The 21,190-nt window shown below is 72.0% G+C and carries 21 protein-coding genes; 14 read left to right on the top strand and 7 right to left on the bottom strand.

Annotated elements, in window-relative coordinates:
- Nucleotides 1-138 precede the first annotated feature (138 nt).
- The 4 genes from ACFVFR_RS30595 to ACFVFR_RS30580 all read left to right on the top strand — a co-directional run bounded on the left by ACFVFR_RS30595 (nt 139) and on the right by ACFVFR_RS30580 (nt 3,328).
- Nucleotides 139-1,635, top strand: a complete 1,497-nt coding sequence (locus ACFVFR_RS30595; RefSeq protein ID WP_383707654.1) for a CynX/NimT family MFS transporter — start codon at nt 139-141, stop codon at nt 1,633-1,635.
- Between the two features lie 41 nt (nt 1,636-1,676).
- Nucleotides 1,677-1,793 (top strand): SGM_5486 family transporter-associated protein, encoded by a 117-nt coding sequence (locus ACFVFR_RS30590; RefSeq protein WP_383707652.1) that lies wholly within the window; start codon nt 1,677-1,679, stop codon nt 1,791-1,793.
- Nucleotides 1,794-1,987: 194 nt separating this feature from the next.
- A complete protein-coding gene (locus tag ACFVFR_RS30585) occupies nt 1,988-2,236 on the top strand; it encodes a hypothetical protein (protein ID WP_383707650.1) in 249 nt (82 codons plus the stop codon).
- A gap of 573 nt (nt 2,237-2,809) precedes the next feature.
- Nucleotides 2,810-3,328 carry a SixA phosphatase family protein gene (locus tag ACFVFR_RS30580; protein ID WP_383707648.1) on the top strand — a complete coding sequence of 173 codons (519 nt, stop codon included), beginning with the start codon at nt 2,810-2,812 and terminating at the stop codon, nt 3,326-3,328.
- 252 nt (nt 3,329-3,580) lie between these two features.
- On the opposite strand, the gene serB is transcribed toward ACFVFR_RS30580, so the two are convergent.
- Nucleotides 3,581-4,825, bottom strand: a complete 1,245-nt coding sequence (gene serB / locus ACFVFR_RS30575; protein WP_383707646.1) for a phosphoserine phosphatase SerB — start codon at nt 4,823-4,825, stop codon at nt 3,581-3,583.
- Nucleotides 4,826-6,023: 1,198 nt separating this feature from the next.
- Here serB and ACFVFR_RS30570 point away from each other — a divergent pair.
- Nucleotides 6,024-8,693 carry an FHA domain-containing protein gene (locus ACFVFR_RS30570; protein WP_383707644.1) on the top strand — a complete coding sequence of 890 codons (2,670 nt, stop codon included), beginning with the start codon at nt 6,024-6,026 and terminating at the stop codon, nt 8,691-8,693.
- A 165-nt stretch (nt 8,694-8,858) separates the two neighbouring features.
- On the opposite strand, the gene ACFVFR_RS30565 is transcribed toward ACFVFR_RS30570, so the two are convergent.
- Nucleotides 8,859-9,644: a transglycosylase SLT domain-containing protein gene (locus ACFVFR_RS30565; RefSeq protein ID WP_383707642.1), complete on the bottom strand. Its 786-nt coding sequence runs from the start codon at nt 9,642-9,644 to the stop codon at nt 8,859-8,861.
- 321 nt (nt 9,645-9,965) lie between these two features.
- Nucleotides 9,966-10,667 (bottom strand): nitroreductase family protein, encoded by a 702-nt coding sequence (locus ACFVFR_RS30560; protein ID WP_383707640.1) that lies wholly within the window; start codon nt 10,665-10,667, stop codon nt 9,966-9,968.
- A gap of 249 nt (nt 10,668-10,916) precedes the next feature.
- On the opposite strand from ACFVFR_RS30560, the gene ACFVFR_RS30555 reads away from it, so the two are divergent.
- The 4 genes from ACFVFR_RS30555 to ACFVFR_RS30540 all read left to right on the top strand — a co-directional run bounded on the left by ACFVFR_RS30555 (nt 10,917) and on the right by ACFVFR_RS30540 (nt 13,764).
- Nucleotides 10,917-12,077: a GAF domain-containing sensor histidine kinase gene (locus ACFVFR_RS30555; protein WP_383707638.1), complete on the top strand. Its 1,161-nt coding sequence runs from the start codon at nt 10,917-10,919 to the stop codon at nt 12,075-12,077.
- A gap of 58 nt (nt 12,078-12,135) precedes the next feature.
- Entirely contained in the window at nt 12,136-12,765 is a 630-nt protein-coding gene (locus tag ACFVFR_RS30550) for a response regulator (RefSeq protein ID WP_383707678.1), read from the top strand.
- Between the two features lie 116 nt (nt 12,766-12,881).
- Nucleotides 12,882-13,121 carry a chaplin gene (locus ACFVFR_RS30545; RefSeq protein WP_383707636.1) on the top strand — a complete coding sequence of 80 codons (240 nt, stop codon included), beginning with the start codon at nt 12,882-12,884 and terminating at the stop codon, nt 13,119-13,121.
- A 403-nt stretch (nt 13,122-13,524) separates the two neighbouring features.
- Nucleotides 13,525-13,764 (top strand): chaplin, encoded by a 240-nt coding sequence (locus tag ACFVFR_RS30540; RefSeq protein WP_383707634.1) that lies wholly within the window; start codon nt 13,525-13,527, stop codon nt 13,762-13,764.
- A 187-nt stretch (nt 13,765-13,951) separates the two neighbouring features.
- Here the strand turns inward: ACFVFR_RS30540 and ACFVFR_RS30535 are convergent, their stop codons facing one another.
- Entirely contained in the window at nt 13,952-14,797 is an 846-nt protein-coding gene (locus ACFVFR_RS30535; RefSeq protein WP_383707632.1) for a hypothetical protein, read from the bottom strand.
- 111 nt (nt 14,798-14,908) lie between these two features.
- Here ACFVFR_RS30535 and ACFVFR_RS30530 point away from each other — a divergent pair, with 111 nt between their 5' ends.
- From ACFVFR_RS30530 to ACFVFR_RS30520, 3 genes are all read left to right on the top strand, one after another.
- On the top strand, nt 14,909-15,700 hold the full coding sequence (locus tag ACFVFR_RS30530) for an ABC transporter ATP-binding protein (RefSeq protein ID WP_383707630.1): 792 nt from the start codon (nt 14,909-14,911) through the stop codon (nt 15,698-15,700).
- Between the two features lie 93 nt (nt 15,701-15,793).
- Nucleotides 15,794-16,225, top strand: a complete 432-nt coding sequence (locus ACFVFR_RS30525) for an NfeD family protein (protein WP_383707628.1) — start codon at nt 15,794-15,796, stop codon at nt 16,223-16,225.
- Nucleotides 16,226-16,340: 115 nt separating this feature from the next.
- Nucleotides 16,341-17,288 carry an SPFH domain-containing protein gene (locus ACFVFR_RS30520; RefSeq protein ID WP_383707626.1) on the top strand — a complete coding sequence of 316 codons (948 nt, stop codon included), beginning with the start codon at nt 16,341-16,343 and terminating at the stop codon, nt 17,286-17,288.
- A gap of 210 nt (nt 17,289-17,498) precedes the next feature.
- On the opposite strand, the gene ACFVFR_RS30515 is transcribed toward ACFVFR_RS30520, so the two are convergent.
- Both ACFVFR_RS30515 and ACFVFR_RS30510 read right to left on the bottom strand, forming a co-directional pair.
- Nucleotides 17,499-18,002, bottom strand: coding sequence for an HNH endonuclease (locus tag ACFVFR_RS30515; RefSeq protein WP_383707624.1), 504 nt, complete (start codon nt 18,000-18,002; stop codon nt 17,499-17,501).
- A gap of 289 nt (nt 18,003-18,291) precedes the next feature.
- Nucleotides 18,292-18,831, bottom strand: coding sequence for a YbhB/YbcL family Raf kinase inhibitor-like protein (locus ACFVFR_RS30510; protein ID WP_383707622.1), 540 nt, complete (start codon nt 18,829-18,831; stop codon nt 18,292-18,294).
- 96 nt (nt 18,832-18,927) lie between these two features.
- Here ACFVFR_RS30510 and ACFVFR_RS30505 point away from each other — a divergent pair, with 96 nt between their 5' ends.
- The gene (locus tag ACFVFR_RS30505) at nt 18,928-19,266 is read left to right on the top strand and encodes a barstar family protein (protein ID WP_383707620.1); all 339 of its coding nucleotides are present in this window, start codon (nt 18,928-18,930) and stop codon (nt 19,264-19,266) included.
- A gap of 112 nt (nt 19,267-19,378) precedes the next feature.
- Here ACFVFR_RS30505 and ACFVFR_RS30500 read toward each other — a convergent pair whose 3' ends face one another.
- Nucleotides 19,379-20,161 carry a sporulation protein gene (locus tag ACFVFR_RS30500; protein WP_383707618.1) on the bottom strand — a complete coding sequence of 261 codons (783 nt, stop codon included), beginning with the start codon at nt 20,159-20,161 and terminating at the stop codon, nt 19,379-19,381.
- Between the two features lie 170 nt (nt 20,162-20,331).
- Here ACFVFR_RS30500 and ACFVFR_RS30495 point away from each other — a divergent pair, with 170 nt between their 5' ends.
- Complete coding sequence (locus ACFVFR_RS30495) at nt 20,332-21,015, top strand: DNA-3-methyladenine glycosylase (RefSeq protein WP_383707617.1); 684 nt, start codon at nt 20,332-20,334, stop codon at nt 21,013-21,015.
- Nucleotides 21,016-21,190: the final 175 nt, after the last annotated feature.

Genomic DNA, 21,190 nt, shown 5'->3' with positions numbered 1-21,190 from the left:
CCGGGGGGCTGGCGAAGCCCCCATGATGCCGCGCCGCCCGGGCGCGGCGCACCGGCCCGGCGACCGCGTCGCGACCCGGCCGCGCGCCCCCTGGAGCGGAGTGGACAGATATTCATCCCATGATTCTATGATGGCCGTATGACAGATGACGACCTGGCGAGGACGGGCGGCAGGCCCTCACCCGACGGGGCCGCGCCGCGCGCCGGCCACGCCGCCGTGCGCACCTCCACGGCGGCGACCGTGGCCCCGCCCGCCACGCCTTTCTCCGCCACGCGCGGCGAGGCGGACGGGAGCGCGCGGGCCAAAGCCCCGGGCCCGACGTCGACCCCGGGCCCGGTGTGGCGGCGTCGCCTGCTGATCGCCGGCCTGGTCCTGGCGGCGCTCAACCTGCGCCCGGCCATCACCAGCCTTGGCGCGCTGCTCGAAGAGGTACGCGACGGGCTCGGCATGAGCGGCACCGTCGCCGGCATGCTCACCTCCATGCCCGCCCTGTGTTTCGCGGTCTTCGGCCTGACCGCCCCGCGCCTGGCCCGGCGATGGGGACAGGAGACGGTCGTCTTCGCGGGCGTGGCCGCCATCGGCCTGGGCGTGCTGGTGCGCCCGTTCGCGGGTGGCGTCGTCGGCTTCCTGGTCGCCAGCGCGCTCGCGCTCGCCGGGATCGCGGTCAGCAACATCCTGCTGCCGGTGATCGTCAAGCGCCGGTTCCCGGACCGGGTCGGGCCGATGACCGGCGTCTACACCATGGCGCTCGCCCTGGGGACGTCCATCGCCGCGGCCAGCACCGTGCCGCTGACCGACGCGGTGGGCGGCGACTGGCGTACCGGACTCGTGCTGTGGGCCACGCTCGCCGTCCTGGCCCTGGCGCCCTGGGCGATCATCGCCAGGACGAGTCGCGCCGCCGCGCCACCCACGGGCCCCGCGTCGGACTCCCCGTCCGGCGCCCGGGCGTCGGGCTCCGCGCCCGGGGCCCTGCCGTCGGTCTCCCCGTCCGGGCCGGCGTCCGGCGCTGGTGGGGCCGGCGCCCCTCCGGTGGGCGTCTCCGAGGCCGGGTCGGGGCGCAGCATCACCCGCAGCCCCACCGCCTGGGCGCTCGCCGTCTTCTTCGGAATCCAGGCCACCGGCGCGTACATCACCATGGGCTGGATGCCGCAGATGTTCCGCGACGCCGGCGTCTCCGCCTCCACCGCGGGGGTCCTGCTCGCGCTCACCATGGCACTGGGCATACCGCTGTCCTTCGTCCTGCCCCAGCTCGCGGCCCGCCTGCGCCACCAGGGCGGACTGGTGGCGGCGCTCGGGGTGTGCGGGCTGATCGGCTACACGGGCCTGTGGTTCGCGCCGGCCGGCGGCGCCTGGGCCTGGGCCGTCCTCCTCGGCCTGTCCAACTGCGCCTTCCCGCTCGCGCTGACCATGATCGGCATGCGGGCCCGCAGCAGTTCCGGGGTGGTGCGCCTGTCGGCCTTCGCGCAGAGCACCGGTTACCTGATCTCCATCCCCGGGCCGCTCCTGGTCGGCGCGCTCTACCAGCACACCGACGGCTGGCACCTGCCGATCGCGCTGATGGGCGGCCTGATGGTGTTGCAGATCGGCGCGGGCGTGCTGGCCGGACGGGACCGCGTCATCGAGAACGAGGTGTGACCCGCGCGCGTTCCGCGAACGGGCAGTGCGAGACTGGACCCATGTCTGTCCTCGACCCGAACCCCCAGAACGGTCAGAAGAAGCTCCTGACCATCCTTGGCGTCATGCTCGGCATCACGGTCGTCATCGGCGTCATCGCCACGATCGCCTCCCCCTGACCGCACCCCGTCGGGCGCGATGGTGGGGCTAGCACCACCATCCCCTAGGGGGTCAGGCTCAGGGGCAACTGGGTGGATCACCGGATGGGATCGGCGCCCGAACCTCCGTAGGTTCGATGTACACCGCGCACCAGCGGTGGGCGCGGCCGTGGCAGGCGGTCGCGCCGCCCCATCGTTCACCGGAGGCGATCTCGATGTCAGCCCCTGCGTACAGCCACGCCGGACAGCCCGACCGGGTGCGGGCCGTCGACGCCGAGCGGCAGGACGTGTGCGAGGTGGAGCTTCCGTGGTGGGCCATAGCCCTGCCGGCCGTGGTCTTCGCCGCCCTGCTGTTGCTGCTCGTCGGCCCGTCCGACGCGCAGGCCGCCGAGGGTGGGGGTACGGGACACGTGGCGCGGTTCGTGGCCCTCCTGCGGGACTCGATCGTCCAGTTCCTCTCCTGAGCCTGGCCCGCCGGTCCCGAGGCGAGTACCCACCCCGACCCCGCGCCTGACTGCGGAGGACCGTGGCCACCCGCCGGACCTGAACCCGGACCCGGAGCCTCGGGTCCCCTCCTGACCCTCCTACGCCGACCTGCCCGACCCCTGGAGATCCGGACCAGGTCAGGCGGCCCTTGGCCAGGCTCCGTCGGCCTCGCCTCCGACGGCAGAGCACGCGGGTCGGCCCTGCCCGAGCCTGCCCCCCGCTCGGTCGCCCGCGCCCCGTTCCGGGAGCCCGCTCGACGCCCTTCGACAGGGGGTCGTCTCGTGGCGCCGCGTCGTGGGTCCGTGCGCGGGCCGTGCGCCGTGAGCGCGGAGCGCACGACTCCGCACATCGACCGTGTGCGGTCCCGTTGGTCCCGTCCCGGCGTGCACCGGCCCGGACCGCCTCGCACACACAAGCCGGCTTCGCGCGCGGATACGCCCCGTACCAGGGCTCATGCCGGTATCCGTAGCGTCGCGGGCACGGTCCCCCAGACCGAGTGAGGGTCTCAACACCCCGCGCCGCACGGCGCGTTTCATGCGAAGCTGGACGGTATGAGCGTCGATGTTCCCCGCAGGATCGTCATTTTCCGACATGCGAAAGCCGAATGGTCCCAAGAGGCCGACCACGAGCGGCCCCTCGCGGACCGTGGTCGCAAGCAGGCCCCGGCCGCCGGCCGCTGGCTCGCCACGGCCGGCATCAGCCCGGAACTCACCCTCTGCTCCAGCGCGGTTCGCACCCGTGAGACATGGAAGCTCGCGGTGCCCGAGCTGCCCCAGCGTCCCCGGACCGTCTACGAGGACCGGATGTACGAGGCGTCGCTCGGCGAGCTCATCGCCCTGGTCAACGAGACCTCCGAGGATGTCAACGAACTCCTGCTGGTGGGCCACAACCCCGGTATGCACGGCCTGGCCGACGCGCTGGCCGGCGAGGCCGAGGGCGACGCGCTGGCCCGGATGAACCGAGCCGGTTTCCCGACCGCCGCCATCGCCGTCCTCACCTTCCAGGGCACATGGAAGTCCGTCGAGCACGGCGTGGCCCGCCTCGACGCCTACTGGTCCCCGCAGGAGTGAGCTCGGGCCGCTCCCGCACGGCGCTCCTGCCTTGCACGGCGCCCCTGCCTTGCACGGCGCCCCCGCCTCGCGCGGCGGTGGCAGCCGGGACGACTCGGCGTGCGCCGGCGCCTCCGATGGGCCGAGGACCGGGGCAGGCCGCCCGCCCCGCATGAGCCAGCGGCCCCTCCTCCGCCGGATCATCCGACGGGGGAGGGGCCGAAGCCGTGGCGTACCGCCCGGCGGCGCGGGCCGCTGCCGGGCGGCGCGGGGTCAGGCGTCCTCGGGCGAGTGGGTCTGCGCGGCCTCGACCTCTTCGCGGGTGATGCCGAGCAGGTAGAGCACGGTGTCCAGGAAGGGGACGTTGACGGCGGTGTGGGCCGCCTCGCGGACCACGGGCTTGGCGTTGAAGGCGACACCGAGCCCCGCCGCGTTGAGCATGTCCAGATCGTTGGCTCCGTCGCCGACGGCCACGGTCTGCGCCAGCGGCACCCCGGCCTCGGCGGCGAACCTGCGCAACAGGGCGGCCTTGCCCGCGCGGTCCACGACGTCGCCGATCACGCGCCCGGTGAGCTTGCCGTCCACCACCTCCAGGGTGTTGGCGGCGGCGAAGGCGAGCCCGAGCCGTTCCTTCAGGTCGTCGGTGACCTGGGTGAACCCGCCGGAGACCACGCCCACTTGGTAGCCCAGGTGCTTGAGCGTACGGATCAGTGTCCGCGCGCCCGGCGTCAGACGCACCTCCGCCCGCACCTTGTCCACCACCGACTCGTCCAGCCCGGCCAGTAGCGCGACGCGCTCGTGCAGCGACTGCTCGAAGTCCAGTTCGCCGCGCATCGCGCGGGCGGTGACCTCGGCGACCTCCGCCTCGCAGCCCGCGTGCGCCGCGAAGAGCTCGATCACCTCGTCCTGGATGAGCGTGGAGTCCACGTCCATCACCACCAGCCGCTGCGCGCGGCGCTGAAGCCCCGAGGCCACCACGGCGACGTCCACGCCAAGGGCCGCGCCCTCCAGCGCGAGGGCCGTGCGTAGCGGTTCGGTCTCGGTCCCGGAGACCGCGAACTCCACGGCCGTCACCGGGTACTTGGCGAGTCGGAAGATACGGTCGATGTTGCCGCCCACGCCGGTGATGCGGGCGGCGATGGCCGCGGTCGACTCGGCGGTGAGCGGGTGGCCGAGCACCGTGACGTGCGAGCGGCCGGTACCACGGGGCCGGTTGTCACCGATGCCGGAGATGATCTCGGCCTGGAGACGCTGCGAATCGGCCCAGCTGTGTACGGTCGAGCGGAGCTCTCCCGGGGTGGCGCCGTTCTCGTCGGGCGCGGTCACCAGCGCGCACAGCACTATGCGCCCACGCGTGACGACCTGCTCCAGGTCGATGACATCGACGTCGAATGCGGCGAGCGTGTCGAAGAGCCCGGCGGTGATGCCGGGGCGGTCCTTGCCGAAGATCTTGACGAGGAGGGTGGGCACGTCGTCGCCTGGCATGGACGTGACGGGGGTGGTCTGCGGTGTGCTCATGGTGTTTCCACGGTAGCGGGCCAGGGACATGTATCGTCCGCCTGTCCGGAGCGCGGACAGTCGTACGGCCACTGGACGCCGAGCTGTTACCAGTCCGTGAGATTCCGTTTCGGTACGGTCTGTGTCTGTCTGCGAGGCGGCGTAGAAGTGGTACGCCATGGACGGCATTCGCCCGCTCCGCGAGCCGACGACCGAATCTGCGCCACATGGTGGACGCCCGGCCGGGAGATGTGGTGACCGAGGCGAGCGGGGTGACTGAGGCGGCCGGGGCGACCCCGCCCCCGGCCGGGCGTGGGGCAGCGCGGTGTTCGTCGTGGGCCACCCGGGCCTCGCGCGGGGGAGCCCCGCTCGTCACGGGCGTCTCCGACGGGCTCCGACCGCGACCGGCCGGCCGGCGGTCGTGCCCGGTTGGCCGCCGAGGGCGCCGGCTGTGGCTCCGCGCCGCGTCCGGGCGTGGGCGACGCGGCGGCCCCGCCCCCCGTCCCGTCGCGTGCCGGGTCGGCATTTACGCCGTGATCGGGATTCGGTCGGGCGGGGCGCGGTCGATATCGGCGATATCGGCGACGGACCGGAGTTAGTCGCGTACTTTGCCGGAGAATCCGCCGGTGTCGGCTTCGGCGGGCGCATGGAAATCACCCAAAGGCCCGTCGCGCGCCGTCGATCGTGACCGTATCGTTGCCGCTTCGCGGTGAGTCGTGGAGCGCTGTGGCAATGGCCGCCGCCCACGACAGGTCCGCCGCCCCCCTTTCACGCGCCGCCGCCGATCCCGACCAGGCGCGCCGCATGCCCTCGTTTCGACGGCCGGCCAGCCGGCCACCGCCGCGCCGTCCCGCACCCCGTCGCTCGCCTCGCGTCGGGCCGTCCCGCCCGGCGTTACGGTGGACGCGCCGCCGACCGCGACCGCTGGTGGGCACCGTGCCGACCAGGCACCGGCCGCTGCTTCGACGCCGGCGCGCGGGCCCGGCGGCCGGTCCGCCCCGGAGGTGTCCCGTCGGCCGACTGCCCGGATACGTATGGTCCGTACGCATCCGTGGGCGCTTATTGCTCTCCGGGCGTCTTTCTCCGCACTGGGCGTCACCCGTTACAGGGCCGTGGCAAGGCCCGACTTTCCGTTGGGGGACCGAGCCTGAAATAGTTCCTCACGATGTTCGCCATCCCTAGACTCCCTGCCGCAGGGGGTAACTCGGGGGACAAGTAATTGGGGCATGGAGTGCCGGAAGTCGTACTGGAATTGAATGGACAGACCTGGACGCTGGACCCGTCCAGGTCGTATAGCCTCGGGCGCGATCCGCAAGGCGACTTGGTGTTGGAGGACGCCCGGGTCTCGTGGCGGCACGCCACCGTGCGCTGGGGCGGGCACGGCTGGGTCATCGAGGACCACGGCAGCACCAACGGCACCTACGCGCAGGGCCAGCGCGTCCAGCACCTGGAGATAGCCCCGGGCACCACCATCCACCTCGGGAACGCCTCCGACGGGCCACGGTTGAACTTCACCGGCACACCCGCCGCGGCCGGTCCCGACGCCCGTCCGGCAGCCGACGGGTACGCCGCGCACAACGCCATGGCCGCCCCGCACCAGGGGGCGGCGGGCTGGCAGCCCACGGGACAGCAGCAGCCCGGCTGGCCCCAGCAGCCGGCTCCGCAGCAGCACGCCGCCCCACCGCAGCACGCCGCCCACCAGCAGGCGCCCCAGCCCCAGCAGTTCCACGGGCAGCAGCAGGCACCCCAGGCGCAGCCGCAGCACCACCAGCCGCAGCACCACCAGCCGGCACCGCAGCACCAGGCGCAGCCCGCACCGCGGCACCAGCAGCAAGCGGTGCCCGGCTTCCCTGACCAGCGCGCGCCGGGCGTGGGCGGCGTCGCGGGGCACGGGGACCGCAGCCCGACCACGTTCCACCAGATCGCCGTCGGCCGCGTGATGCGCATCGGTCGTGCCCTGGAGAACGAACTCGTCGTCTCCGACCTCCAGGTCTCCCGGCACCACGCCGAGTTCCGGGCCATGTCCGACGGCCGGTTCGAGATCGTCGACCTCGGCAGCCACAACGGCACCTACGTCAACGGCCAGCCGGTCCGCCGCCAGGTCATCGGCCCCAGCGACATCGTGGGTGTCGGTCACTCCGCCTTCCGGCTGGTCGGTGACCGCCTGGAGGAGTTCGTCGACACCGGCGAGGTGTCCTTCTCGGCCCGCCACCTGACCGTGACGGTCGACGGCGGCAAGCAGATCCTCAAGGACGTCACCTTCGGCGTCCCCGAGAAGTCGCTGGTCGCCGTCATCGGCCCGTCCGGCTCCGGCAAGTCCACGCTGCTGCGCGCGCTCACCGGCTACCGCCCGGCCAACCAGGGCGACGTCCTCTACGACAACCGGAACCTGTACAAGCAGTTCGCCGAGCTGCGGCAGCGCATCGGCCTCGTGCCGCAGGACGACATCCTGCACAAGGAGCTGACGGTTAAGAAGGCCCTGCGCTACGCGGCCAAGCTCCGCTTCCCCGGCGACACCGCCGAGGCCGAGCGCGAGGCCCGGATCGGCGAGGTGCTGCGCGAGCTCAAGCTCGACATCCACGCCGACAAGCGCGTCACCTCCCTCTCCGGCGGTCAGCGCAAGCGTGTCTCGGTCGCCCTCGAACTGCTCACCAAGCCGTCGTTGATCTTCCTCGACGAGCCGACCTCGGGCCTGGACCCGGGCATGGACCGCGACGTGATGCAGTTGCTGCGCGGACTGGCCGACGACGGTCGTACGGTCCTGGTCGTCACCCACTCGGTGGCCGAGCTCGCACTCTGCGACAAGCTCCTGGTCATGGCCCCCGGCGGGTCCGTCGCCTACTTCGGCCCGCCGGCGGAGGCGCTCAACTTCTTCGGCTACGAGACCTGGGCCGACGTCTTCTCCGCCTTCGAGAACTACCGCGACTACGACTGGGCCGGCCGCTGGCGCGGCTCGCAGCACTACCAGGCGTACGCGGCCGACATCGACGCCGTGGCCCCGCAGACCGTCCACGTCCAGCCGCCGCCGGCCCGCATGCAAAAGCCCCAGAGCTGGGCCTCCCAGCTGTGGACCCTGATGCGGCGCTACTCCTCGGTGATCGCCTCCGACCGCGGGTTCATCGGCCTCATGATCATCCTGCCGGCGGTGCTCGGCGCGGTCAGCGTGGTCATCCCCTCCGACTACGGCCTGGTCGCCGGCCCGAAGGGGCAGCACAACCAGGACGCGGGCACGATCATGCTGATCCTCGCGGTCGGCATGTGCTTCTCCGGCGCCGCCAACTCCGTACGAGAACTGATCAAGGAACGGGTCATCTACGAACGGGAACGGGCCGTCGGCCTCTCCCGGTCCGCCTACCTCATGTCCAAGGTCATCGTGCTGGGCCTGATCACCGCGCTCCAGGGCGTGATCATCTGCGCGATCGGCTTCTCCACGCGTGACCTGCCGGAGGAGGGCCTGATCATGCCGCCCGCCGCCGAGCTGTGCCTGGTGATCATCGCCCTCGGCTTCACCTCGATGATGTTCGGTCTGGTCATCTCCTCGCTGGTGAAGACGGCGGAGAAGACCATGCCGCTGCTCGTGATGTTCGCGATCGTGCAGGTGGTCTTCACCGGCGTGCTGTTCAAGATCTTCGGCTCGTTGGGCATCGAGCAGTTCGCGTATCTGATGCCCTCGCGCTGGGCCATCGGCGCCTCGGGCGCCACGCTCGACCTCGCGCACGTCATGGCGCCCTGGGACCGCAAGCAGCCCGACGACCTCGACCCGCTGTGGGAGCACTCGGTGGGCCAGTGGAGCATCGACATGCTCGCCCTGATCGCACTGGGCGTCGCCTGCGGCTTCGCCGTCGCCCGCCTGCTGCGCCGGCACGAGCCGGAGGTCATGCGCAAGTAACCGGCCCGCCCTCCGAGACGGGGGCACACGCGCCGCGGGGCGGCACCCGGGAAGGGTGCCGCCCCGCGACGTGTGGAACGGGTGGCGTACGCGCGGACCCGAGCGGTGGGCCCGTGGCGCCGGGCCGGTGGGGGCCGGCCGCGCGCGTCGGTACGCCGGGTCGAATCAGTACGCCGAGTCGACGTTGTCCATGGTCCCGTACTTCTGCGCCGCGTAGTTGCACGCGGCCGTGATGTTGGCGACCGGGTCGTAGATGTCCCAGGACGTGCCCTCGACGTGGAACGCCTTGAAGGTCGGCGGGATCACCTGGAGCAGGCCCTTGGACGGAACACCGGCAACGGCGTTGACGTCCCAGTCGTTGATGGCCCGCGGGTTACCACTGGACTCCCGCATGATGTTGCGGTGAATACCCTCGTAGCTGCCCGGAATACCGTTCTTCTTGAGGATGGCCAGCGATTCCTTGATCCAGCCGTCGAGGTTGTTCGCGTAGGTGACCGGAACCGCCTTACGGGGCGCCGAACGGCTGGCCGTCTTGCCCGTGCGCTCCTTGGCCGCGCTGCGCACGGTGCGCTCCTTGGCCGCGCGCTGGGCGGCGTCGCCCTCCTTGGCCGCGTGCAGGTCGGCGGCGGCCTGGGACTGGCGCGAGCGCTGCGCGTCGGCGGCGGCCTTCTTCTCGTTCTCGGCGGCCTTGTGCAGGGCCTCCACGGCGGCGGTGCGCGGCAGGCTGGACTCCGCCTGCGGCGGCAGGCCGGAGGGCAGCGCCTTGCCACCGAAGGCGGCCTGGTTCACGGAGAGGGGCTGCACGGAGGAGGCCCGGTTCGACTCCGCGTGCGCATCGCTGGGGACGGCGGCGAAGGCGATGGCCACGACACCGGTGGCGGCGATGCCGACAGCGGAAAGCTTGTGGGCCTTGGGCAGGCGGTGATAACCACGAATGCTGGGGACGAGCATGCGGAGTAAACCTCTTCCAATCGCGGGAGTCGCAGTCGCCGTGGCGTCGGCGCAAAAGAAGAGCGCCGCGTCTGATGACGGCGCCGTGCGACTCGGCAATTGTTAGCGGTAGAAAAATCCCCTGGCAAAGGTGTGACGTACTATCCGGCTTCGTGGCAATGGGGGGTTATCACTCCCGCTCGATCGCCACTATTTTCCCGCTGTCGCCCACTGGGAATTCCACTAATCCCATTCGTAGGTGACGTGTGTCCTATGCGCGGGCTCACACCGGACCCCCCTGCGGGTCGCCCGGTGTGAGCGCTCGCGCACCGAACGTGCGGCCTAGATCTCGACCATCACCTGCGACAGCGACTTGCGCACCAGATCGGGGACCGCGCAGTCATCGGCCGGGTAGCCGACCGGGATGACGGCGAACGCCTTCTCGTTCTCCGGCCGCCCCAGCACCTGCGACAGGAACCGCATGGGGCTCGGCGTGTGGATCAGCGCGGCCAGCCCCGCCAGGTGCAGGGCGGACAGCAGCATGCCCACCGCTATGCCCACCGACTCGTCCACGTAGTAGTGCTTGCGCTTGGTGCCGTCCTCGCCCAGCCAGTAGCGCTGCTCGAAGACGACGATGAGGTGCGGCGCGTCGGTCAGGTGCGGCTTGACCTCGTCCGTGCCCAGGGGGCGCAGCGCCGCGAGCCACTCCTCACCGAGCCGCCCCTGGTAGGAGCGGCGCTCCTCCTCTTCCGCCGCCTCCCGGATGGCGCGCCGCACATCCGGGTCCTTGACCAGCACGAACGTCCAGGGCTGCTGGTGTGCCCCGGACGGCGCGGTCGCCGCGCAGGCGATGGCGTCGCGCACCACCTGCTCGGGCACCGGGTCGGTGGAGAACTGTCGTACGGTCCTGCGCTCATCCATCTGGCGCCGCAGGTCGGCGGCGCGCTCCAGGGACGTGGCCGGTTCCATCCGCGCTGGGCGATAGGGGACCGGCTGATAGGGATCGCCGTGGGTGGGGGTCCAGTTCCGCGTAGGTACAGACATACGCCGAGTTTGACCGTGCCCCGACCAGAATGCGGGCCGGATACGAGAATTCCCCGCCTCAACCCCCTCCCTACACCCGTCGAACCCCCTCCATCACACCCGCCACCCGCCACTCGCCACGGTCGCGGATACGACCCCGCCCCGGCGGCCGGCCCGGGGGTGAGGGCCGCGCGGCCTAGGTCCCGGGGCCTAACCCCCGGCCGCCGCCAGGCCGATACGCCCCCCTGATCACGCCGGTACGGTGAAGCCATGACCAAAGGACCGGGACCCGGCCCCGGAACCGGCCTGGCGGCCGTGAGCACCGCGCTGCTCGCCATGAACCGGCAGTTGGAGGTCCGCGACGTCCTCAAGACGATCGTCGTCTCCGCCCGCGAACTGCTGGGCGCCAGGTACGCGGCGCTCGGCGTGCCCGACGACCACGGCGGCTTCGCCCAGTTCGTGGTGGACGGCGTCAGCGAGAAGCAGTGGAAGGCCATCGGCCCGCTACCGCGCCAGCACGGCATCCTCGCCGCCATGCTCCGGGACGCGACGCCGCAACGCCTGGCCGACGTCCGTACCGACCCCCGGTTCGAGGGCTGGCCCGACGCCCACCCGGAGATGTCGGACTTCCTCGGCCTGCCCATCGCCGACGGCGACGAGGTCCTGGGCGCCCTCTTCCTCGCCAACAAGCAGTGCGCCAAGCCGACCGGCGGCTGCGGCTTCACCGCCGCCGACGAGGAACTCCTGGGCACCCTCGCCCAGCACGCCGCCATCGCCCTCACCAACGCCCGGCTCTACGAACGCAGCCGCGAGCTGACCATCGCCAGCGAGCGCGCCCGCCTCGCACACGAGCTGCACGACGCCGTCGCCCAGAAACTGTTCTCGCTCCGCCTGACCGCCCAGGCCGCCACCGCCCTCGTACACCGCGACCCGGATCGCGCCAGGAGCGAGTTGCAGCAGGTCACAGCGCTGGCCGCGGAGGCCGCCGACGAACTGCGCGCCGCGGTGGTCGAGCTCCGCCCGGCCGCGCTGGACGAGGACGGCCTCGTGGCCACCCTGCGTAACCAGGTCCGCGTCCTCGACCGCGCCCAGAGCACCCAGGTCACCTTCGCCTCCCACGGGGTGCGCGCACTGCCCTCCGCCCAGGAGGAGGCGCTGCTACGGGTCACCCAGGAGGCCCTGCACAACGCGCTCCGGCACGCCGGGGCCTCCCACGTCGAGGTCCGCCTCGCGCGCCACGGGAGCACCGGCGCCCTGCTGTCCGTACGCGACGACGGGCAGGGCTTCGACCCGTCGGCCGTCCGTCGCGCCGGCCGTCACCTGGGACTGGTCTCCATGCGCGACCGGGCGGCGGCCGTCGGCGGCGCGCTGACCGTGGAATCCACGCCCGGCAAGGGCACCCTGATCGAAATGGAGGTGCCCGGTGGCTGAGCCGGAGAGCACGCAGCGGACCGGGGCGGCCCGCCCCTCGCGCCCCGACCGGCAGCGCATCTCGGTGCTGCTCGTCGACGACCACCAGGTCGTACGCCGTGGACTGCGCACCTTCCTTGAGGTGCAGGAGGACATCGAGGTGGTCGGCGAGGCATCCGACGGCGCCGAGGGCGTCGCCCGTGCCGAGGAGCTGCGCCCCGACGTCGTCCTGATGGACGTCAAGATGCCGGGCACCGACGGCATCGAGGCCCTGCGCAAGCTCCGGGAGCTGGCGAACCCGGCCCGTGTGCTGGTCGTCACCAGCTTCACCGAGCAGCGCACGGTCGTCCCGGCCCTGCGCGCCGGCGCCGCCGGCTACGTGTACAAGGACGTGGACCCCGACGCCCTCGCCGGCGCCATCCGCTCCGTGTACGCGGGGCACGTGCTGCTCCAGCCCGAGGTGGCCGGCGCGCTGCTCTCGCAGGAGGAGGCGAACGGCGGCCAGGGCCGTGGGGGCTCGCTCACCGAGCGCGAGCGCGAGGTGCTGGCCCTGATCGCGGACGGCCGCTCCAACCGGGAGATCGCCCGGGCCCTGGTGCTCTCGGAGAAGACCGTGAAGACCCACGTCTCGAACATCCTGATGAAGCTCGACCTCGCCGACCGCACGCAGGCCGCCCTGTGGGCCGTCCGCCACGGGGTGGGCGACTGAGATTTTCATACGGTCGTGTGATCGACGGCCGAGAAGCGCAACCCATTCGGCGGTTGACCGTTCTCCAGTGCACGCCGCGGCGGCTCGCCGTGGTGAAAGCCGAGAAGGGTTCAGCAGTGAAGAACATCAAGAAGGCCGCCGCCGTCTCGATCATGATCGGTGGGCTCGCCGCCGCCGGGGCGGGCGTCGCGTCGGCGGACTCCGCGGCGCGGGGCGCGGCCACCGGTTCGCCGGGCGTCGGTTCCGGCAACCAGATCCAGGTCCCGGTGCACGTCCCGGTCAACGCCTGCGGCAACTCGGTGAACGTCGTCGGGGTCCTCAACCCCGTCTTCGGGAACGTCTGCACCAACCTCTGATCGAGGGGCGCGGCGCGGCGGGCTCCCCGCCCCGAGTGCGGTCTCCCCGCCCAGGTGATCGCCGGCGCGCGCCGCGCCCTCGTGACGCTCGTCACGAGCCCCACCGGCCCCGCGGTCACCACCGCGGGGCCGGTCCGCGTTCCGCCGCCCGACCCCGCCCTCTCGCGCGGCGCCCCGTTCCGTGCCGTCACCCCCGCCGCGCGCCGTCGCCCACGTGGCCCCCCGGGGCTCCGCCCCGCGCGGCCGACTCTCCGGGGCGACCTGGAGGTTTCGGCCGGACGTGGGATTGCGCCGATCGTGGGCAAAGGCGCCGGCCACCCGTGTCATGACGGCACTCCGAGCGTTGTCAACGTGCGACCCCGCGGCTGGGGCCGCGAGACATCCAGCAGGAGGAAGACTTCCCATGAACACTGCCAAGAAGGCCGCCCTGGTCATCGCTGCCGCCGGGGTAGCCGCCGGAGCTTCGGCCGGTGCCGCGTTCGCCGACAGCGGCGCCCAGGGCACCGCCGCGGGCTCGCCCGGCGTCATCTCCGGCAACCAGATCCAGGTCCCGGTGCACGTCCCGGTCAACGTCTGCGGCAACACGATCAACGTTGTTGGCCTGCTGAACCCCTCCGCCGGCAACACCTGCATCAACGCCTGAGCGGAGCTCCACGTGAGCTGAGCGAGGCCCCGCGCACCCACCCGGTTCGCGGGGCCTTTCCCTGCCCGCCCCGCGGGCGCCCCCCTCGGCGCCACCAGACCGCGTCCGCCACACGGGACCCACCGCCTCCGCCGCAGCCACCCGCCAGGCCCACGCGGGCGCCCGTGTCGCCCGCGCGGGCGCGGCGCTACGACTGGCGTAGCCGCTGCTCCACGTACGCGTTGTACGCCGCCACCTGAGCCCGCCGCGCCGTGCGCTCCACCGGGCGCAGCGCCGCCGACCGCGCCGCGATCTCGGACGCGCTGACCGCGCCGCCGTGCTCCGGTCCGTGCGCGATGTCCACCAGGGCCCCCACCCGCTGCGCCAGCTCGAGGACGCGGACCGCGCGCGGCGGATAGCCCGGAGCCAGCACCTCCCGCCCGCGCTCGGCACGGGCCCGGTACGCCTCCAGGGCCGCCGCCGCGACCGGGCCCGACCCCGCCACGTTCAGCCGGGCCAGCACCTCCGTCGCCTCCCGCAGCGCCTCCGCGAGCTCCCGCTCCGCCTCGCCCAGCGAGGGCACGTCGGCGGGCGGCGCCTCGCGGACCGGCCGGCAGTGCCACAGCACCTCCGTATGCGCGTCGCTCGCCGAGACGGGCGCACCCTCCGGCCCGAGGTCCGTCGGGCCGGCCCGACGGACCTCGGGCACCAGTCCGACGCCCACGCCCACCGCGATGACCGCCTCGCCGGCCTCCAGCGCCCGCGCGTTGAACTCCGGCGGCCCGCTCAGCCCGAGCGGGTGCCCCGCCACCGGCAGGGCCACGCACAGGCCGGTGGCCCCCAGCGCCCGCAGGCGCCCTATCGCCAGCGTCAGACCCACCGGCGCGGGGTCCGGTGCCGCGCCCGCCGGGGCCGATCTCTCCGGCAGGTCCACGACCCGGTGTGACGCGTCCGTACCGGCGATACGGTGCGCCGCGTCATCAGGCGAGACAAGCCCGGCAAGAAGGGCGTTTCCCCATGCGGCCAGGCGTCCTGAGCGAGGTTCATCGAGCATGCCACCAGCCTAAGGACTGGCACCGACAACGGGTGGCGTAGGTTTTGTCTGGGAGCTGTGCCCACCGGCACACGCGACATGATCGAGACTGCAAGGGGAGACAACGCGCTCATGAGCGATGTTCTGGAGCTGGTGGACGTATCCGTGGTCCGCGACGGCCGGGCTCTGGTGGACCACGTCTCGTGGTCGGTCGCCGAGGGAGAACGCTGGGTGATCCTCGGCCCCAACGGCGCCGGCAAGACCACCCTGCTCAACATCGCCTCCAGCTACCTCTTCCCCAGCACCGGGACGGTGCAGATCCTCGGCGAGAAGCTCGGCGGGGTCGACGTGTTCGAGCTCCGCCCGCGCATCGGCATGGCGGGCATCGGCGTCGCCGACAAGCTGCCCCGCAGCCAGACCGTGCTCCAGACGGTGCTCACCGCCGCCTACGGCATGACCGCCAGCTGGCAGGAGAGCTACGAGGCCGTGGACGAGGACCGCGCCCGCGCGTTCCTCGACCGCCTCGGCATGAGCGAGTTCCTCGACCGCAAGTTCGGCACCCTCTCCGAGGGCGAGCGCAAGCGCACCCTGATCGCCCGCGCCATGATGACCGACCCCGAACTCCTGCTCCTGGACGAGCCCGCCGCCGGCCTCGACCTCGGCGGGCGCGAGGACCTCGTACGCCGCCTGGGCCGCCTGGCCCGCGACCCCTACGCGCCCTCCATGATCATGGTCACGCACCATGTCGAGGAGATCGCCCCCGGCTTCACCCACGTCCTGATGATCCGCCAGGGCGAGGTGCTGGCCGCCGGCCCCGTGGAGAGCGAGCTCAACTCCCGCAACCTCTCCCACTGCTTCGGCCTCCCCCTGGTGGTGGAGCGCCGCGGCGAGCGCTGGACCGCGCACGGCCTGCCCCTGACGTAGCCCGCCGCACCACCCACGCGCGTACGGCACCGAACGCCGCGCGATGGCGCGGACTGAGCGGTCCCCTGTCCTCGCCGTAGGTCGAGAACTACCATGAACCACGTGGACGCATGGGTGTGGTGGCTGATCGCCGCCGTCGGGCTGGGAATTCCTCTCGTACTGACGGCGATGCCCGAGTTCGGGATGTTCGCCGTGGGCGCCGTCGCCGGCGCGATCACCGCCGCGCTCGGTGGTGGCATCGTGCTCCAAGTCGTCGTCTTCGTCGTCGTATCGGTCGCCCTGGTCGCCGTCGTACGCCCCATCGCCGCGCGCAACCGCGCCGGGCGCCCCGCCCTGGCCAGCGGTATCGAGGCGCTGAAAGGCCGCCAGGCCGTCGTGCTGGAGCGGGTGGACGGCGGCGGGGGACGCATCAAGCTCGCGGGTGAGATCTGGTCCGCCCGCTCCTTCGACACGGACCAGGCGTACGAGCCGGGTCAGCAGGTCGACGTGGTGGAGATCGACGGAGCGACCGCCGTCGTGATGTGAGCCGTCCGTGAGGGCGCCGCCCCAAGAAAGGCGTCCGGGCTGCGCGGCGGTGCGCTGATCTGACAGACTCACCTATCCAAGATCGACCGACAACCGAAGGGCACGGGGAGCCGCTGTGGAACCGATCATCATCGTCCTGATCATCCTGGTGGTGCTCGTGTTCATCGCCCTGATCAAGACGATCCAAGTCATCCCACAGGCCAGCGCGGCCATCGTCGAGCGCTTCGGTCGCTACACGCGCACCCTGAACGCCGGCCTCAACATCGTCGTCCCCTTCATCGACTCCGTACGCAACCGGGTCGACCTGCGGGAACAGGTGGTCCCCTTCCCGCCGCAGCCGGTGATCACCCAGGACAACCTGGTAGTCAACATCGACACGGTCATCTACTACCAGGTCACCGACGCCCGCGCCGCCACCTACGAGGTCGCCAGCTACATCCAGGCCATCGAGCAGCTCACCGTCACCACGCTGCGCAACATCATCGGCGGCATGGACCTGGAGCGGACCCTGACCTCCCGCGAGGAGATCAACGCGGCGCTGCGAGGCGTACTCGACGAGGCGACCGGCAAGTGGGGCATCCGCGTCAACCGCGTCGAGCTCAAGGCCATCGAGCCGCCGACGTCCATCCAGGACTCGATGGAAAAGCAGATGCGCGCCGACCGTGACAAGCGCGCCGCGATCCTCCAGGCCGAGGGTGTCCGGCAGTCCGAGATCCTTCGCGCCGAAGGCGAGAAGCAGTCCTCCATCCTGCGCGCCGAAGGTGACGCCAAGGCGGCGGCGCTGCGCGCCGAGGGTGAGGCACAGGCGATCCGCACGGTCTTCGAGTCCATCCACGCCGGCGACCCGGACCAGAAGCTGCTCTCCTACCAGTACCTCCAGATGCTGCCGAAGATCGCCGAGGGCGACGCCAACAAGCTCTGGATCGTGCCCAGCGAGATCGGCGACGCCCTCAAGGGCCTCGGCGGCGCGCTCGGCAACTTCGCACCCGGAGGCAACGGCCTCGGCGGCGGCGGGACCGAGGCCGCGCCCGCCCCGCGCCGCGAGCAGCCCAGGATCGACTGACACCGGGCCCACGAGACCGGTAGGCCGCGACGAGCGAGGACCTCGCCCACCCCGTGACACCACGCAGGGCCCCGACGCCGAGCGTCGGGGCCCCACGCGTGTCCGCACCGGCCGCCGCGTCCCGCGACACCGTCAACGCACGCCCCCGTGCGCGCGCTCACGGCGCGCCTGTCCGCGCCGACCAGCCGACCCGTTGCCCGCCGGGCGCCGTCAGGCGGGCACCGGCAGCCAGTCGGGCAGCACGCCCCGTCCCGTACCACCGAGCGCCAGCACCAGCGCGTCCGAGGGCGAGGGCTCGTACGGCGTGCGCAACAGGCGCATGCCCGCCTGCTCCGGCGTACGGTCCGCCTTGCGGTGGTTGTCCTCAGCACACGAAGCGACGGTATTCAGCCAGGTGTCCCCGCCACCACGCGACCGTGGCACCACGTGATCCACGGTCGTCGCCCTGCGCCCGCAGTACGCGCACCGGTGCCGGTCCCTGACCAGCACGCCGCGCCGCGACCACGGCGCCCGTCTTCGAAAGGGCACCCGCACGTACCGACTCAGCCGGATCACCCGTGGCAGCGGCAGCTCCACCGTGGCGGCCCGCACCCGCAGATCCGGGTGGGCCTGCTCGACCACGGCCTTCTCCTGCAGCACCAGCACCACCGCACGCCGTAACGTCACCGTCGACAGCGGCTCGAAGCTGGCGTTGAGCACCAGAGTCTCGCGCATCCCCCACACCTCCCGCGTCCGGCCCGCCCGTTTCGGGCACGGCTCAACTCTGGCCGGGCGAGCAGGGGAGGACAACGCAATTTCACGCGTCATCCCGTGCACCACGGCGATCACGCGCTCCGCCCGCGCCCCCGAACTCCGGCGCGCCAGCGGGCGGATGGGCGCCCCCCGCGCGGGGCGCGCCTCCACCCCGACGCCCCACCACGCACCGGAGGGGTGGACCCGACCGGGCCCACCCCTCCCACACGCGATCGGGCCGCGATGACGGCACGGCCCCGATCCGCCTCGCTCAGCCCTCGGCCGGAGCCTCGTACTCGCCGATCAACTGGGCGCGCCCCAGCGTGTGGAAGCGCAGGTTGAAGCCGACGACCGCCGGCGACGCCGCCGCGTCCGGGCCCAGCTTCTCGGTGTCCACGGCGTAGACGGTGAACACGTAGCGGTGCGAGCCGTCACCGGGCGGCGGCGCGGCGCCCCCGAAGTCCCGGGTGCCGTAGTCGTTGCGTACGTGCACCGCGCCCGCCGGCAGCCCCGGGAAGCCCTCGCTGCCCGCGCCGGCCGGCAGCTCGGACACCTCGGCCGGGATGTCGAAGAGCGACCAGTGCCAGAACCCGCTGCCGGTGGGCGCGTCCGGGTCGAAGCAGGTGACGGCGAAGCTCCTGGTCCCCTCGGGAAAGCCCGACCACCTCAGGTGCGGGGAGCGGTTGCCCCCGGCGTACACCTGGGCGTCCTTCAGCACGCCGCCGTGGGTCACGTCGTCGCTGTGCACGGCGAACGAGGGCACCGCGGGGTGGAAGTCGTGGGGGAGCGGGCGCCGGCTCTGCTCGGACACGTCGAATCCTCTCTCTCGGCTCGCGAGGGTGCGATCACGGCCAGCCTAGCGAGATCATCCGCCCCGAGCGGGCCACGGGCTGCGACGATGGCCCGCATGACCGCACCTGAGCCCGGCACGCCCCACACCGGTCCCCACCGCGCGGAACTCGACCTCGACGGCGCAGGCGACGAGTCGACGTTCTTCGAGCGCTGCGCCCGGGACCTGGACCTGCCCACCTGGTTCGGCCGCAACTGGGACGCCCTCGACGACTGCCTGCGCGACCTGTCCTGGTGGGGCCGGCCCAGCGGCTACGAGATCCACGTGAACGGCTGGCAGCACCTCCGGGCGACGGCCCCGGACGTGGCCCGGACGGCGGCCGACGTGCTGGCCGACGCCATGGAGTACTGGTCGTCCCGGGGTACGCCGCTGGCGGTCACCTTCGCCGAGGAGTAGGCCCGGGGCCTGGCGCGCACACGGCGCGCGGGGCGTGCGCCGAGCAGCTCGGCGCACGCCCCGCGAAGCACCCGGACGCGGGCGCGCTGGTCTTGGGAGAGACCGACCCGGCTCAGAACCAGTTGCGCTTGCCGCCCACGTCGGCCAGCCACTGGTTGAGGTAGGCCGCCCAGTCGGTGCTCTGGTAGTTGGCCAGCTCGACGGTGAAGGCACGGTAGGAGTCGCTGCCCTCGGTGAACAGGCCCGGCTTCTTGTCCATCTCCAGGACGACGTCCATCGCCCGGTCATCGGCGACGAAGGTCAGCTCGACCTGGTTCAGCCCCCGGTACTGCTGCGGGGCGTAGAACTCGATCTCCTGGTAGAAGGGGAGCCGCTGGCGCGTGCCGCGAATGTGGCCGCGCTCCATGTCGGCGCTCTTGAAGCTGAAGCCGAGGCTCCCGAAGGCGTCGAGAATGGCCTGCTGCGCGGGAAGCGGGTGCACGTTGATCGGGTCGAGGTCGCTGCTGTCGACGGCCCGCGCGATGGCCAGCTCCGTGGTCACGCCGATGTTCATGCCGGTCAGGTGGCGCCCCAGGAACATCGTCACCGGCGTCTCCCAGGGGACCTCCAGCGAGAACTGCACCGCGTGCACAGCACCGGGCTGCACCTCGAAGGCCCCGCCCAGGCTCTGCTGGGTGAACTCGATGTCCTGCTTGGTCTCCTGGTCGTGGCCCTCGACCTCGACCCTGGCCTGGAGTCCGACGGACAGCCCCTCGATCTGCTGCGCCGCCGAGCCGCCCTGGATGCGGACCTCTCCCTGGACGACGCCACCGGGTACGACGTTCTCCTCGGTGAGCACCGTCTCCACCGAAGCCCCACCGGCCCCCAGACTCGCGAGCAGCTTCTTGAAGCCCATGTTTGTCCTCCCCAGGACGCGACAGAGTCTCGTCGTGTCGGTCGTGATGCGTAGTGATCGGTTGATCGGTACACACGCGAAACCGTGTCGGCCGGTTCCGCGCCACACACCCTGGCAGCTCGTCGCACGCGCTCCAAGGAACGCGGCGCACTCCCGTACCCTCGGAGCGCGTGACTGTGGAACGTGACCGTACGCCGCTCGACCGCTCCTTCTTCAACCGCCCCGTGCTCCAGGTGGCCCCTGACCTGCTGGGCCGCATACTCGTGCGCATGACGCCGCGGGGGCCCATCGAGGTACGCCTGACGGAAGTGGAGGCGTACGCGGGGGTCGCCGACCCCGGTTCGCACTGCTACCGCGGTCGCACCGAACGCAACGCGTCGATGTTCGGCCCGCCCGGGCACGCGTACGTGTACTTCACCTACGGCATGTGGCACTGCCTGAACCTGGTGTGCGACGAGAAGGACACGCCGAGCGGCGTGCTGCTGCGTGCCGGCGAGATCGTCCGCGGCCAGGAGCTGGCCCGCCCGCGGCGTACCACCGCCCGCAAGGATCACGAGCTGGCCAAGGGCCCGGCCCGGCTGGCCACGGCGCTGGGCGTGGACCGCGTACTGAACGGCACCGACATCTGCGCGGGACCCGGGTCCCCGCTGGGTGTCCTCCACGGTGACCCGGTCCCCGCCGACCAGGTGCTGAGCGGGCCACGTACCGGAGTCGGGGGCGAGGGAGCCACCCATCCGTGGCGCTTCTGGATCGCTGACGACCCGACGGTCAGTCCGTACCGGGCGCACGTTCCCCGGCGCCGCAACCGGTCAGCTTCGAAGACCAAGCTTGACGCGAGGCAGCCGGGCGCCTAACGTAGCCCGAGCCGCTTGAGAAGGGCAGCGCTGTCCGCGCAATCGCAAGATCACGCAGACACCACCCTGAGCGACAAAAAACCACTACCGCACGGCCCCTGAACGGGATGGATTTCGGCATGCCGGAATTCGATTCGAAAGCCTCGATTATGAGGCTCGGGGGAAATCCGCTAAA

The organism is Streptomyces sp. NPDC057702 (assembly GCF_042799315.1).
In the GTDB taxonomy this organism is placed as follows: domain Bacteria; phylum Actinomycetota; class Actinomycetes; order Streptomycetales; family Streptomycetaceae; genus Streptomyces.
Note: the sequence above shows the minus strand (reverse complement) of the source record. Positions and strands in the feature narration are given on the sequence as shown.